Raw genomic sequence first — 15,120 nt, forward strand, 5'->3', positions numbered from 1 at the left:
TTATTCTTTATTAATTAAAGTCACATCAACTCTGTTTGTTTATTTCACCTGAGTTCCTTCGCGAAGAAGACCTGCTCCCTTAGCTACTATTTCATCGCCTGGATTAAGACCTTCGAGTACGATATACTCGCGTCCGTCATTATAGGCGGCAACCTTAATTAATGTTGTCACAGCCTTGCCGTCAACAACCCTAAACACTGAAATCTTATCTTGTTGTTTTACTGTAGCTTCCTGAGGTATTATTATATAATCATTGTATGTACTTGGTATCAACACCTTGCCGGATGAACCGCTCAACAACAAACCTTTCTCGTTAGGGAATACGGCACGTACCCCAACTGTACCAGTCTGTGTATCTATTACTCCACTGACAGATTCAATCTTTCCTTTTTCTGAATATGTAGTACCATCGTTCAGTTCAAGCGATATTTCCGGCATTTTAGCTATAGCCTCATCCATAGAACCATAGTCACGAACCATACCGAGTACCTGATTTTCTGTCATAGAAAAATAAACATACATTTCAGAGTTATCAGAGACGGTAGTCAACGGCTGTGTCATAGACGGACTTACCAATGTACCTACACGATATGGCAACATACCTACCACACCATTGCTAGGACTTTTCACTTCAGTGTATGACAAATCGTTACGGGCATTGACTTCCTGCGCCTCTGCCTGTGCCAATTGGGCTTTCGCTGTCAAATACTGATTTTCCGAAGTTTGCAATGTAAATTCCGATACTACCTTTTTAGCATACAGTTCCTTATTACTGTTATAAGTCAATTCCGAAGTAGCCAATGCAGCCTGTGCCGACTTCACATTTGCTACTGCAGTATTAAGCGCAGCCTTGTAAGGAACCTGATCGATAATGAAAAGCACCTGGTCTTTTCTTACCTTCTCACCTTCTGTTACACATAATTTCTGTATTGTACCTGATACCTGAGGCATGATATTGATATCCTGGCGTCCGCGGATTGTAGCCGAATAATTTGTTTCTACAACTTTGTCAGCTTTTGCCACAACCATTGTTTCATAACCACCGGTTTGCATTTCTCCTTTTTGAGTTTGTCCACACGAAGCGAACCCAATTGCGCAACCAACTATTCCCATCAGTTGCAACCATTTTTTGTTTACTGTTACCATATAAATCTTTTTACTTTAAAATTCGTGGCAAAATTAAATTAATTGCGAAGAACGTTAATTTTCTTTTTTACAGCACAATTGTTCAAAAACGGAACTCACTGTCCGCTTTATAAATTATTAAGACCTTAAATTTTTTTTATTTAACGAAGAATAAATAATAAAAAAACAACGCAATATATTACAGAATTGCAATTTTAGATACTATTTTTACTATGTATTTTTATTGATATAAATTGTTATTAACAAAATTGAAACTATATGCATATATTTCAACTGCCAGATGATGAAATTTTCAAAGCAGGAGCAGACAAGAATGAATGGCTACCTCAGGGTAAAACCATGAAAGTAGATGTAGATACAATTATCTTTTGCAGAAAAGGTACTGCCCACATAGAAATAGACCTTATCCCATACGAACTGGTAGCCAATACACAGCTAATAATAATAGCCGGGAGCATAGTCCACAATATCAGCAATAGTGACGATTTCAAAATCTCATATATAACATTCAAACACGAAGTTTACGACGAAGCGACAGCACAACTGGAACCTTCGTTCACTTTTTTCCTGAAAGAATATCCCTGCGTACAATTAGGAGAAAAAAGAATAAACAAAATGAACTATCTGGTAGAAGCTATGAAAGATTTCTATAATGAAAAGACCAACTGTTTCAGAGTAAAAATCTTCAAAAACAATATCCAAAGTTTCCTACTTGATGTATATGACAAGACAAGAACCCTATTTAAAATAGACAAATCGGAGGAAGTGGGAAGAAGAGAAGAGCTGTTTATAAAGTTCATTCATCTGATACACAAGTATTGTCCACAACAAAGAGAAGTAGGGTTTTACGCAGAGAAACTATACATAACATCACGCTACTTATCGTCAATAACACAAAATGTTGCAGATAAATCAGCCAAATACATTATCGACAAACATGCAATACAGAGAATAAAGATAATGCTTAAATACTCGAATATGTCCATACAGGATATCTCGTATGAATTAAACTTCCCTGATCAATCATTCTTCTCAAGATATTTTAAAAAGCATACAGGCATGAGCCCATTAGAGTATAGAGCAAAACCTTAATAAGTGTATAACATACGGCAATAATACTAAATAGTGTTATAAAACATAAGTTTTCGCGCACAAAACTTGCAGATAACGGAAAAGTCCGTACCTTTGTACTGTGTTTTTCATAGTATTAGATTTTAAGGTTAACAAAGGTTGGAGTACAGCGGTACTCCTTTTTTTATGTCCTTACGTCAAGCTATCACTTTCAAGGAGACAGAATTATGGAAGAAAACAATAAAGTATTATTAGGGATGAGTGGAGGTACAGACAGTTCTGTAGCCGCTATGTTGCTTTTGGATGCAGGATACGAAGTTACAGGAGCAACATTCCGCTTCTTTGAAAAAGATAACAATACAGAATATCTGGACGACGCACGAGAGCTTTGCTCCAGACTTGGCATTCCGCACATTACTTACGACCTCAGAGACAGATTCAAAAAATACATCATAGACTATTTTATAAAGGAATATATGACAGGGAGAACCCCTGTTCCATGCACGCAGTGCAATAACTATCTGAAATGGCCTATACTTAAAGAAATAGCCGACAGGGAAGGAATATACTATATTGCTACAGGACATTACGTACAAAAAACATTATGCGACGGATATTGGCATATAAAGAGTGGTACTGACCCAGATAAAGACCAGTCTTTCTTTCTATGGGGACTTCCACAGGATATTATGAAGCGGATGGTACTGCCATTGGGAAATATAACAAAAACAAGAGTTAGAGAAATAGCAGCAGAAAGAGGCTTCATGAAAGCTTCCGTAAAGAAAGACAGTCTTGGAGTATGCTTCTGCCCTATGGATTACAGAAGTTTTTTAGGAAAAAATGTAAATCCTGACTTAATCAAACCCGGCATATTCTGTGATGAAGAAGGCAATAACATTGGGAAACATGAAGGATATCCCTTTTATACAATAGGACAACGCAGAGGATTGGGGATATATATGAACAAGGCATTGTTCGTAAAAGAAATAATTCCTGAAGAAAACAAAGTTGTAATAAGTGACAAACTGTCTTCGCTTGAACACAGCGAAATGTGGCTCACGGACTGGAATATAATAAATCCGGAATCCCTGTTGGGTAAGGATGATGTAATAGTAAAAATAAGATATCGAAAGCAGGCGAACAGATGTACCGTTACAATGACCGGTGACGGACTGTTACACGTGAAACTTCATGAACCGTTGGCGGCAATTGCCCCGGGACAAGCAGCTGCATTCTACAGGGGTAATATTGTCCTCGGCGGAGGAATCATAAACAAGTAAAAAGATTTCTAACGGAAAGAAAACTTCATCGCGTGCTTTTATCTTCTATAAATATAATCTATGTTTATACAAATACAACTTGCATTCTTATAAACATAGATTATATTTGTAAAAACACAAGTTGTATTTATAGATAATGTCAGTCCGTTTAGTGTTTACTGACAGTATCAATATATGTATTCCACATCAGACTTCTTAAATCTCAGGATACGGGTATCATTCGGACCTGCTGAGTTCTTTGACGGATAAAGGCCATTCATTCCACCCACGAAAAACCATCCCTGACCATTTGATGGATTATGAACGGCAATCAACAGATTGTTGTAATGGCCATGATTTATACCGTTATCATTCCACTGCGGACTTGAGCCATACCACACAAGCGGCTCATACTCTGTCTCCGACTGATTATACATAGATATATAAATAAGATCTGTCAGTGACACTGTTCCTACGGTAACATCATTTCTTCTGCGTTGCCTGCGCTGTATAGTGGTACTTCCATTCCAAGCTGTAGTATGCGAACCATCCCACATCAGCCAAATAGTTCCGCTTGTAGAATTGAATACTCTTTCAAAGTTCTCCATGGATGGCAATTCATAGCCGTCAGGAGCCAGAGCCTTAGCGTCTATCTTATTTATATGCTCGGTACTTGAAGAATAACCTTCCAGTTTCGCCACTCCTCCATCGTCTATTACCTGAAGTCCTTGTGAACTCTTACCTTGATAATTCCATTTCCAGAGATTGAAGAACTCATCAGCCGTACAGTCCCTCAAATAATCGAATACTGTCTTACCGGCCATTACCGCAGGATCTGCCGATGAAAGAATCTGGTCTGAAAAGTTTTTTGCATCACCTATGGCATTATACTTACACCACCATACTCCATTAAGCTTTGTAACAGGCAATCCCCAGTTACGGCGTGAAATAACGTATTCCTCTTTTTCAGAGCCATCAGCCGAATTATTTATTACTATGCGTGCCTTCTGTACTCTGCCGTTTGCAGTCTTATCATTAGGACGCCATCCTCCAATAATACGTACCCTCTGACCTGACGTATCAAGTTTAACCCATTCGTCTTCTCCCTCGTCGTACTCAACAGTTATCGACTTCGATGCCGGAACTGTAAAGACACCAAGCTCATTATCTATATATTTTCCGAAATCGAATGATGCATTGTCTTCAAAATGTATCAGTCCTTCCAGTTTAACCGGATGTTCAGACATTACAACATTTATATAATCATCAGCATAATTCTCATTCAGTCCTTTACGATGAAACATCAGTTTTCTCTCTACACGTTCCATACCAGGATACCATATTTTCTTTATTAGGCGAAACAGATTCTTTCCTACATTCTCCGCTCCTCCTATACGTTCAACGGTCATTGGAAGTTCAGGATCGGCTATCAGCTCCAGTTCATCGTCGCAATCTATGGAGAGAACGAAATCCGAAGCATAGTGTGACAATACTATTCCCCTGCGGTCAGAATCCACCTCTGTATTTGCAGGAAATGATGTTCCTTCCACGTCCACTGTCAGACCTCTTTCGTTTGGTGCAAGATTAAAGTCACCTCCGTTTTCCCAATCTGTTACACTTAAGGTTACGTCAGCCTGTACAGATGCTTTAAACACATTTATAGTATAAACACAGTTTCTCTTTAGTATGGAAGGCATAGCAACTTCTTTTTCCACAGTTTCGCCATCTACATTTATGGTCAACACTGCAGAGATATTCTCCGAGGCCTGTTCGCACAGATAAGCCACTCCATATGTGTTACCGGTAAGAGGAGTTTCTATGACAGGAGTAACATCGTTGTAACCTGTACTTTCGGGTGATTCTACAGTATGACGGCGGTTCAGATACGACTTCTGTGCCACATTCCTGAACATAATAGCCGGTACAGACAAATCGTGTTCTCCTGAAACGTTGACATCTATACGTGCTACTCCCCTATAAAGTTGCAAAACTCCATGGGACATGTCTGACAAGTCAATAACTCCACTCATATATCTCAGGTTTACACCTCCCTTATGTAGTATTGTGGTTGACAGCCACTCCTCCTCAGTCATACCTATATTATAAAAAGAAGAGGAATTATTTCCTTCTATATTGGCAACCATATAAAGACGCCCCTTACTGTCATCTATCTTGATGCCGGCCAAAGGATCTATATCAGCATAAACGCGTGTCATAACACCATTCTCAAAGAGACAGGCATGAAGTATTCCTATCTCCTTTGTTTCTGCTGTTTCATCATTTCCGGAACTATAATTATATGATGACACGCGTGGTAATATAACAGAATCTGTTCCACTATGCTCGTTCATCGCTTCTTTATCTGTACATGATATTACAGCAAGCGAAACAATTATAGCAAGTATGTTCTTTATAGACATTTATTTTTTTATTTACAGATTAATTAATAAATATATTCAACAGGAGATTTCACACATCTTATGGTTCTGGTTTTCTGTGCATTGCTTGCAGCGAACTTGAACCAGTTTCCTCTGCCATCAGTCTTGGAATAACCTTCGATCAGCCATGTACTGCCGGAATTACCGTATGTGGCAAACTGAATCATTTTCTTAGATATTCCTGTTTCACTCCACTGATGACCGAGACCGCATAATACAAGGTGCTCTCCTTCATACTCAAAATCGTAGAAGGTTACATTTCCGTACTCATAGCCCAGGAACATGGCTTCTCTCTCTACCACAGAGAAGTTTAATCTCTGCCCCAAACCATTATTGAACGCGCCAGGATTAAAATAACCTAAATTACAGTCAGTTCCCCAGGTGAAGAATCTATAATCGTCATAATCAGGTATTTCATAACCGTCAGGAGCCATATAACCAGGGGCTAATGTGCCGAAATTATCTGTTTTCGTAGAATATCCATCAAACAGGAATCCCGTACCGTCATTCTTCAATTTCAGACCATCGCGATTACCAGCCTGATACTGGTCGCCAAGAACATTAAGGTACTCATCGTCCGTACACTCAGCCAGATAGTCTGCGATACTTCCACCACGGGCAGGATCGTTTGAAACAAGAATCTGATCGGTAAAATCTTTAACGTTTCCACGAAGATTGTATTTACACCACCATGTACCGTTTATGTTTACTACTGGAAGTCCCCAATTCTGTCTCTTTACCGTATAGGTTTCATTGTGCACACCTGACACGTCGGAAATCAAAATTCTTCCTTCTTGTATTCTTCCATCAGCATCAGCGTCATTCGGGCGCCATCCTCCCAGAATACGGTATGTGCCATCCGCTGTTTCTTCCAGTTTCATCCATTCCGGTGAGTTTTCGTCGAATTCCAGTCTTATCACTTTATCATCAGGAACGTTCAATACAGCCAGTTCACCGTCTATATATCGTCCGAAATCGCAAACATAGTTGCCGTCAAAACTCAACTGTCCCTGCATCTTAACCGGATTTGCCAAAAATACAAGTACGACTCTACCACGTAATGCATCACCGTTATGTACATTAACATACATATATCCGTCCACACTACCAATCATCTTATTACTGCTGTTCACATTCAAGCTGCACACATTATCAAGATTTCCGGAACGAGAAACAGTGACATCAACACCTTTCACCAAGCCATCCACATTCACAGTCGAACCTAACTCACCGCTTATGGCAAGACTGAAGTTTGTTTCCCATGATGGTATAAAAACAGAATCGCGTGTTTCATTAACTCTAATGCCATCACTCAGTACTGAGTTATCAACATCTACAAAAGCATTTCTAAGTCCGTCTGAGGTTGTTCCGTCGCCTTCCTGCCAAGAAGCTTCAACTACTTTTACTCTAAAGTCTTCACCATCAGCATAAACTTTAAGAGTATAAACCTTATTGCGTGATATGTCCGGCAGAACAGTTTTCAGTCTGTGCCATGAGCCTGAGGATGTAACCATTATTTCTACTTCAAAGTTATTACCTTCCTGGTGCGGAAGATAAAACAATGTTTCTTCAGCAGCTGTTAGTGGACTATCAGCATAATCTTTCACCATATCAACCGGCTGAGGAATCTCTCCACCATTACCTCCCTCAAGTACATAACCTTTAGGGCAAACATTCTTCACCTTTACACTATTCACCGAAAGGTTATTGATTGGAGAACTTATATCTATTCGCGCTACAGAACGTTTCATAGCTACTGCTACAGACGATGTCTGTCGGCTTATAGTTGACATACCAGACAAAAACATTCCACCTGATACCATTTCATCGGCTCCGGCAGTCATTGCCTGGAAATCTGATTCAGAGGTCACGCCTACTTCAAAACCACGACCGGAAACGAGATTTCCTGCGTTAATCATAAAATATACATTACCACTCATGGCAGAAGGCTTAAGAGACACTACTCCATCTGTTCCCGGCTCAAGCGTTTCAAACACCTCTGTTAATATGCCACCATCGAAACGATATGCTGACACATTCTCTACTGCATCAGTTTCTGCGGCAGAAGTGCTAAGCAATGATAGTCTGGCAGCAACTACATCACCAGATGAATTTCCAGAGGATATGCTGTCATCACTACATGAGTAAAGAGAAATCAATAATAATGCAGATAATATATTTACAAGTCTTACTCTCATATTGAAATATTATTTATGATAATTCAGATATTAATTGTATTTATGAGGATTTGAGGCACTCTTTAGATAAACAGGCGAGTCTATAGGCATTTTGCCAATATTGTCAACATAAAAATTATTCATCAGCTGCTCTGCCCAAGGACCATATGTGAACGAACTACTGTGTCCGTATCCCATAACGTGTCCCAATTCATGGAACATCACGCTACATGCATAACGGTTTGAATAATGTTCGAACCATCCTCGTTCATACGCTCCATACACACTCGGACTACCCAAACCGATTACACCATTACCCGGATAAACCAGTCCGACCTGAAGTGTCTGTCCACGTCGCATCTTGGCCAATACTTCCTCCACCTTTACAGGTTGTTTATTATCGTCGTATAACTTACCCGCATTTTCATGAAGGATAGCTTCGTGCTCATCCATATCTATCATATAGGTAAAATTAAGGAAGAAAGCCACAGATTCTCTACAATGTACCGGACGGATACCCATCCAGTTACCTACCGGACCTCCATCTTCGCGTGAAGGGTCTCCACCAAAGAGTCCCCAGTAAAGTGTCCATCCGTGCTTTATTTCCTGTAGTTTTGCCCAATAAGGATCTGATGACAGTACCTTTAACTCCGCTCCGGCTATGGCGGCAGCGTCAAGTGCTGGAACATTGATTATGCGACCGCTCTCAGTACGACACATAGTGCCTTTCTCTACCAGTGGAGATGACTCATAGAAATCGCAGAAAGCAGGAATAGAATCGAAATATGCAAAATCGAAATATTCATCATCCACAGCCGCTATACGTGCTCTCACCGTTACTCCATAAAGCACACGTGGCGAATAAAAACGCGCATGCAGTTGCCCCTCATCAGTAATGGAAAGCTGTAATGGCTTTGCCGTGTTAAAAGTGCGCTGAGACCTGTTCGTATAAACAGACACCGGTTCATCATCATCCAGAATTCGTGCATGATTTCCAGCTCTGTAGGCATCGGCAGTTATATACATCACCGGAGAAATGTCATCAGGATGCTTTACCGCAGTACTTACCGTATGTGCATGATTTGGCAACACTTCCTGCTGGTCAAAATTGAAATCAAGAACAGTCTTCTCATCAAGATAGTTTACTGAAGTATGGAAAATATCTCCTTTTAAAACAGTACCGGCAATTGTAGGCATAAAAAGATAAGGTATGTCCTCTCTTAAAACCATATCGTCTATAATACCGTCACTTTCTCCCGTAAAAGCACCTCCACCTGTTATTGATGTATAGAACTTTGATTCAGCAAGTCTCACTCTTTTCTCGACTGTTGCATTACGCACATATCGGTTGTTATATACAAAATTGAAATCCAAACGACCTACTATCCTGTCCTGTGTAACTTCGCTGTCAATGCTGATAACTTCAGTGCTACCTCCTTCAGCAGGAACTAAACGGACTGTAAACGGTGTACACGAATAAAAATACTCCGCTTCCAGAGGTTTGTGCAGATCCGAAGGAAACACCAGCCATTCATCATCCATACTTGATATTTCATTTATCTCGGCACGATCGGCCGTTTCATCACCCTTTATAGCCAAAACTAGCAGGTTATAGTCTCCCTCATGAAGACCTTCGGCATATATTTCCGAAGTTAGCGCATTATATTTGCCATGTACTGTAGTCATTACATCGCCTTCAGAGTCGGCTATGTAGAAAAAGACTTTGTCATAATCGCCTGTACTTACAGATTCTGTACGCGAGTTAATGTCACCAATGTATGCAGACTTTTTCAAACGAAAACGTATGCCACTGCGTCCAGAACCTGTATTACTATTATTCATCATCTCGTCGTTAGTACACGACACCATAAAAAGAAAGCCTATAAGTGCAAATAGTGTTATCCTTTTCATCTCAAATTATTAAATGTTATACGCCTATCAAGACAAAAAGAACAACAGGTTTGTTCAATATTAACGACAAATATTTTACTTTTTCGAGCTTTTTTGATTTAAATCAATATAAAATGGCGGTAAAAACTTCACATCACATAAATTATAAAAGCATTTTGTTACATGTTAAAATAGAGTATCCTCAGAAAACGAAGTTGTTTCCTGAGACCTGGAAAAACATTGATATAGAAAGAAGAATAATAAAATGACATCACTATAAAAGTTTAAACAAAATCACAAGTATTTTCCACAATATTATAACAATTATAAAAGCCGAAAAAATATCTTTGTCTAACAATAACAATTTAATTATAATTCACATGAAACACACATTTATATTATTAACACTATGTATCTGTTCATTTTTCAACCACATCTTTTGTCAAGAGTTGAATAAAGGAGTAACCTGGTGTAATATGGACGGAGTGTCTGTACCAATACCTCCTAAGACTCACCCAAGACTTTATATCCGTCCAAATGAAATTTCAGAACTAAAAGAAAGGCTACAAACACCTGAAGCACAACAAACAATAGCTGTGCTAAAAGGGCTTTCCAAACCTAGAACTGCCATTGAAGAAAAAGCAGAAGGAGAAAACCGCGGTTTCAGATATTATTATAAAATGAGAGGTATAACCAGTGAAGTACAATTACAAGCGTTAGATTATCTCGTTAATGGAAAGAAAGAACAAGCCAGAAAAGCCATTACGGCAATGTTAGACACATTAAAGAATACCAATTTTGGAATAGAAAAGGACAATTCAAGAGCAAGTGGAGCTATGCTTATGGTTGGAGCCATAGTCTATGACTGGTGTTACGACCAAATGAAGAAAACCGAAAAAGAAGAATATATAAATTCCTTTATACGAATAGCCCAAACAATGGAATGTGGTTATCCTCCCCGCGACAATCAACCAATTTCCGGTCATCCATCGGAATGGATGATTATGCGCGACTTATTATCTGCAGGAATAGCAATATATGATGAATATCCGGATATGTACAATCATGTAATAAAAATGCTATTCCGCGATTACATACCTGCAAGAAACTTTTTTTACGAAGGACATAACTACCACCAAGGTACAAATTATATTCACGTTCGTTTCGCATGTGATTTATTCCCTTTATGGATTCTTGACAAAATGGGTGCAGGATGTGTATATAACTCATCCCAACAGTTTGTACTCTATGATATGATATACAGAAGAAGGCCCGATGGAGTTGTTTTGCCATCAGGTGATGATTACCCTCAGAACCGCCCTACCACTCTTACTTTCCCGCTACCGATGCTCCTCGCTTCTAGTTATTATAAAGATGAGTATTTGGCATACGAATTTGAGAGAAATCCACATTTGGAAAATTCCGGAAATGAAGTTATGAATCATTGCCTTATTTTTGACCTGTTATGGAGAGACTATACTTTAAAAGGTAAGGCTCCTGACGATTTACCATTAACACGTTTTTCCGGTTCTCCTTTTGGATGGATGATAGCCAGAACAGGATGGGGAGAAAACAGCGTCATAGCAGAAATGAAAATAAACGAACATTTTGTGGGTAATCATCAACATTTGGATGGTGGAAGTTTTCAAATATATTATAAAGGTCCTCTCGCTATTGATGCAGGAGCATATAGCGGTAGTTCAGGGGGTTACAACAGTCCACACAACAAAAATTATTTCAAACGCACTATCGCGCATAACTCTTTATTAGTTTATGACCCTGATGAGAAATTTGCCTGCCACAATTATGGAGGAGCAAACAAATCAAGTTTTGCCGCTAATGATGGAGGACAAAGAATGCCCGGTGATGGTTGGAAAACATGCAACAGTATGAACGACCTGTTATCCGATGAATATACTGTGGGAAAAACAATCGCCCATGGATATGGACCTGACAATAACATGCCAGAGTATTCTTATTTAAAAGGTGACATTACAAAAGCATATTCAAACAAAGTAAAGGAAGCTAAGCGTTCTTTTGTTTTTCTTAATTTCAAATCGGAAGTAGTTCCTGCCGCATTAATAGTATTCGATAAAGTAGTTTCTTCAAATCCTGATTTCAAGAAATACTGGCTTCTACACAGTATAGAGGAGCCTGAAATAGACAATAACTCAATTACAATAAAACGGACTAAAAACGGTGATTCCGGCATATTAAAAAATCATGTTCTACTACCTGTTTTACAGAACGCTTCAATAGAGAAAATTGGTGGTCCCGGTAAGGAATTCTATGTATTCGGCCAGAATTATAAAAATGATGCTTTAGAATCTTATCCTGATCCCGCAAACGAACGTGGAGCATGGAGAGTAGAATTATCACCAATACAACCATCAGGAGAAGACTTATTCCTGAATGTCATGCAAATGACAGACAACATTGAAAAGACTTACGAAGTCAAACGTATAGATTCCGAACGCATTGTCGGTGTCCGGATAAAAGACAGAGTTGTAACATTCAGTAAAGGAAGTAACGAAATAACAGGTAAGTTTGATTTCACTATTAACGGGGAGGGGAAATACACATTTGTAATCACAGATCTTAAAGCCGGCAACTGGCAAATAAAGAAAAACGGGAAAATAATTATCCCTACTCTTGAAGCTAAATCAGATGAAGGGACATTATACTTTGAAGGAACTGCCGGTAAATATGAGTTTAACAGATAATAATACATCTTTAAAGGCTGCTCAGAACTAAATCTGTTGCAGCCTTTTTATTATTATATATGTTTATTTTATTCCTAACAATTCTTTCACACTTACTGTTTTATTATTAACAAGCGGATGTGCCGTAAATGCTACAAAAACAATATAAGCAACAAAGATAAAAATAACACACATACCAATCCTTAATGATGTCAAATCAGCAATACTGCTAATTATAAGTGGTCCGGCAGCTCCTCCAACTATAGCAGTACATAATATTCCTGCAAAAGAGCCATGATTGGACGGAACCGAATTAAGAGCCAACGAAAACACGATAGAATACATTACAGAAATACTAAATCCTATCGCAGGGAAAGCTAATGAAGATAGACTACGACCTCCCCAAATTGCACAAGCCAGAAGAATTATTGTAAGACATCCGGAATACTTCAATAATAAACGACTGTCAATCAATTTAAGTAATAACATACCTACCAGACATCCTGCAGTCATCAATCCCCAGAAAAGACTTACGATAAATGCCCCATCCGTTTGAGGATTCACTCCATGATATTTTTCAAGGAAAGTAGTCATAAAAATGGATGTCCCCTGCTCCGTACTGACATAACAAAATATTCCAAGAAAAAACATCCACACTGAAGTGTTTTTAAACAAAGACAAGTAAGTGTCTTTACTTCCGCCGCGTTCGTCATCATTTAGCTCGATTTTAGGGAAACGGGAAGACAACACAGTTACAACCATCAACGCAAGCAATAATGCAAATATCCAGTATAATGAGACCCAAGGTAAGTCAGGTGGGGTAACTGATGCCAATATATCTGCAACAACACTATTGCCGGGTACATAAACATCCGGAGAAAGACGTGACATTAAACCTGAATATACCAAAGGACTAACAAACGAAGCTACTCCAAAAACGAACTGTGCAAGTTCTGCTATAAAAGCATAATTTTCTTCTCCACCTACCGTACGCTGTAAAGGATTTATTACAGTCTGCAACATTGCCATTCCAAGACCTATAATAAATGATGAGACCAGAAGTGCGGGATATGTATGTATAGAGGCAAAAATAACAGAGCCTAACAATGGCATAAAAAAGCCACAAAACAAAACAGGTTTCTCACCGTATTTGTCAATAAGTATTCCAGACGGAATTGACATTATAGCATAAGCTAGAAAAAATGACGTCGGGATGAAACCTGCCATAGCAAGATTAGATAAATTGAAATTACTGATAATGTCCGGTATTAAAGGCCCAAGAATGTTTGTTATAAAAGAAATGGTAAACCAAAACGACATTATCAATATCAAATGAATTGTCCTTTTACTCATAATCAAATCCTTTAATAAATATATATACTTTATAAATTATATAGGCGCATAGAATTATAATTATAATCTACTACGCCTAAATAAGTAAAGACAAAAGCCAATGGAATACAATTTCATCCCTGAAAAGCACAATATTTGTTATCAAAAATCATTGATGCCGCTCCTAAGCTACCAGCCTTATTACCAAGTCCGGCAGAAACGATATCAGTATTGACAGCACAGTCAGGCATAGCATTTTTCAAAGCTTCCTCTTTAACCATATCTATATAAAATTGCCCGGCATCGGACAATCCACCTCCTATTACTACCAATTGTGGACTAAAGATGTTTATAAAACCTGCTATACCTTGTCCTAAATAATGACAATGCTTGCGAAGGCAATCGACTGCAAGCGGATGATATTCTTTATACAAACGAACTATAAGCTCTCCATCAACCCCTCCTTCAGGAATAGAGTATCCATATGCAGGAGCTTCAGATATAAACATTCTAACTAAAGCCGATGCAGAAGCATAATGTTCTAGGCATCCCGTTGCTCCACAAGCACATTTCTCTCCATTGGCAATCAATGGTACATGACCTAATTCTGTTCCACGATTGGCATAACCTCCAAAGAGTTTCCCATCTATAACTACTGCACCACCTATTCCAGTACCAACAGTAATAAATACGACATCAGTCATACCCTTACCTGCTCCAAAACGTGTTTCTCCAAGTCCCATCATATTGGCATCATTTCCAACCATAACAGGAAGTTTTGTCTCTTTTTCTATCAGGTCTGCAAGATAAACATTTTCCCATCCTTTAATATTCTCAGCACCACCCATTACTATACGTGATGTAGCATCAACAATACCAGGAGTGCCAATTCCTATACCATCTACTTTTAGACCATTTGAAACAGCATAAGCATTTACTTCATTTACAGAATACAAGATTTGTCCAACCACGGCTTCTGCCGAAATATCAGCTTTTGACGGTACACGTCCCTGAAAATGAAATACGCCTTCGTCATCAATCAAGGCGTATTTCACAGATGTACCGCCTAGGTCTATTCCTATAGCGTATCTTTTCATATTTAATA

The 15,120-nt window shown here is 38.7% G+C and carries 9 protein-coding genes; 3 read left to right on the plus strand and 6 right to left on the minus strand.

What is annotated here, in order from left to right:
- Nucleotides 1–39 precede the first annotated feature (39 nt).
- Nucleotides 40–1,146 carry an efflux RND transporter periplasmic adaptor subunit gene (locus tag H6A61_RS03420; protein WP_204390977.1) on the minus strand — a complete coding sequence of 369 codons (1,107 nt, stop codon included), beginning with the start codon at nucleotides 1,144–1,146 and terminating at the stop codon, nucleotides 40–42.
- Between the two features lie 258 nt (nucleotides 1,147–1,404).
- Between H6A61_RS03420 and H6A61_RS03425 the strand changes: the two genes are divergently transcribed.
- Both H6A61_RS03425 and mnmA read left to right on the plus strand, forming a co-directional pair.
- Nucleotides 1,405–2,238: a helix-turn-helix domain-containing protein gene (locus H6A61_RS03425; protein ID WP_204390979.1), complete on the plus strand. Its 834-nt coding sequence runs from the start codon at nucleotides 1,405–1,407 to the stop codon at nucleotides 2,236–2,238.
- Nucleotides 2,239–2,444: 206 nt separating this feature from the next.
- Nucleotides 2,445–3,497, plus strand: coding sequence for a tRNA 2-thiouridine(34) synthase MnmA (gene mnmA, locus H6A61_RS03430; protein WP_204390981.1), 1,053 nt, complete (start codon nucleotides 2,445–2,447; stop codon nucleotides 3,495–3,497).
- A 167-nt stretch (nucleotides 3,498–3,664) separates the two neighbouring features.
- Here the strand turns inward: mnmA and H6A61_RS03435 are convergent, their stop codons facing one another.
- Genes H6A61_RS03435 through H6A61_RS03445 form a run of 3 tightly spaced genes read right to left on the minus strand, consistent with a single transcriptional unit; the run spans nucleotide 3,665 to nucleotide 10,002 of the window.
- Nucleotides 3,665–5,896: a hypothetical protein gene (locus H6A61_RS03435; RefSeq protein WP_204390990.1), complete on the minus strand. Its 2,232-nt coding sequence runs from the start codon at nucleotides 5,894–5,896 to the stop codon at nucleotides 3,665–3,667.
- Between the two features lie 23 nt (nucleotides 5,897–5,919).
- Nucleotides 5,920–8,112, minus strand: a complete 2,193-nt coding sequence (locus H6A61_RS03440; RefSeq protein ID WP_204390992.1) for a hypothetical protein — start codon at nucleotides 8,110–8,112, stop codon at nucleotides 5,920–5,922.
- Nucleotides 8,113–8,142: 30 nt separating this feature from the next.
- On the minus strand, nucleotides 8,143–10,002 hold the full coding sequence (locus H6A61_RS03445; RefSeq protein WP_204390994.1) for a hypothetical protein: 1,860 nt from the start codon (nucleotides 10,000–10,002) through the stop codon (nucleotides 8,143–8,145).
- A 359-nt stretch (nucleotides 10,003–10,361) separates the two neighbouring features.
- Here H6A61_RS03445 and hepB point away from each other — a divergent pair, with 359 nt between their 5' ends.
- Complete coding sequence (gene hepB / locus H6A61_RS03450; protein WP_204391002.1) at nucleotides 10,362–12,704, plus strand: heparin/heparin-sulfate lyase HepB; 2,343 nt, start codon at nucleotides 10,362–10,364, stop codon at nucleotides 12,702–12,704.
- Nucleotides 12,705–12,767: 63 nt separating this feature from the next.
- On the opposite strand, the gene H6A61_RS03455 is transcribed toward hepB, so the two are convergent.
- A complete protein-coding gene (locus H6A61_RS03455) occupies nucleotides 12,768–14,036 on the minus strand; it encodes a sugar MFS transporter (protein ID WP_204391004.1) in 1,269 nt (422 codons plus the stop codon).
- 113 nt (nucleotides 14,037–14,149) lie between these two features.
- Nucleotides 14,150–15,112: an ROK family protein gene (locus tag H6A61_RS03460; RefSeq protein ID WP_204391006.1), complete on the minus strand. Its 963-nt coding sequence runs from the start codon at nucleotides 15,110–15,112 to the stop codon at nucleotides 14,150–14,152.
- Nucleotides 15,113–15,120: the final 8 nt, after the last annotated feature.

It is taken from the genome of Bacteroides caecigallinarum (genome assembly GCF_016901995.1).
GTDB classification, from domain to species: Bacteria; Bacteroidota; Bacteroidia; order Bacteroidales; family Bacteroidaceae; genus Phocaeicola; species Phocaeicola cellulolyticus.

Bases quoted from the DNA above. Each gene is read 5' to 3' on its own strand.
- H6A61_RS03420 (WP_204390977.1), bottom strand. From the start codon at position 1,146: ATGGTAACAGTAAACAAAAAATGGTTGCAACTGATGGGAATAGTTGGT.
- H6A61_RS03425 (WP_204390979.1), top strand. From the start codon at position 1,405: ATGCATATATTTCAACTGCCAGATGATGAAATTTTCAAAGCAGGAGCA.
- mnmA (WP_204390981.1), top strand. From the start codon at position 2,445: ATGGAAGAAAACAATAAAGTATTATTAGGGATGAGTGGAGGTACAGAC.
- H6A61_RS03435 (WP_204390990.1), bottom strand. From the start codon at position 5,896: ATGTCTATAAAGAACATACTTGCTATAATTGTTTCGCTTGCTGTAATA.
- H6A61_RS03440 (WP_204390992.1), bottom strand. From the start codon at position 8,112: ATGAGAGTAAGACTTGTAAATATATTATCTGCATTATTATTGATTTCT.
- H6A61_RS03445 (WP_204390994.1), bottom strand. From the start codon at position 10,002: ATGAAAAGGATAACACTATTTGCACTTATAGGCTTTCTTTTTATGGTG.
- hepB (WP_204391002.1), top strand. From the start codon at position 10,362: ATGAAACACACATTTATATTATTAACACTATGTATCTGTTCATTTTTC.
- H6A61_RS03455 (WP_204391004.1), bottom strand. From the start codon at position 14,036: ATGAGTAAAAGGACAATTCATTTGATATTGATAATGTCGTTTTGGTTT.
- H6A61_RS03460 (WP_204391006.1), bottom strand. From the start codon at position 15,112: ATGAAAAGATACGCTATAGGAATAGACCTAGGCGGTACATCTGTGAAA.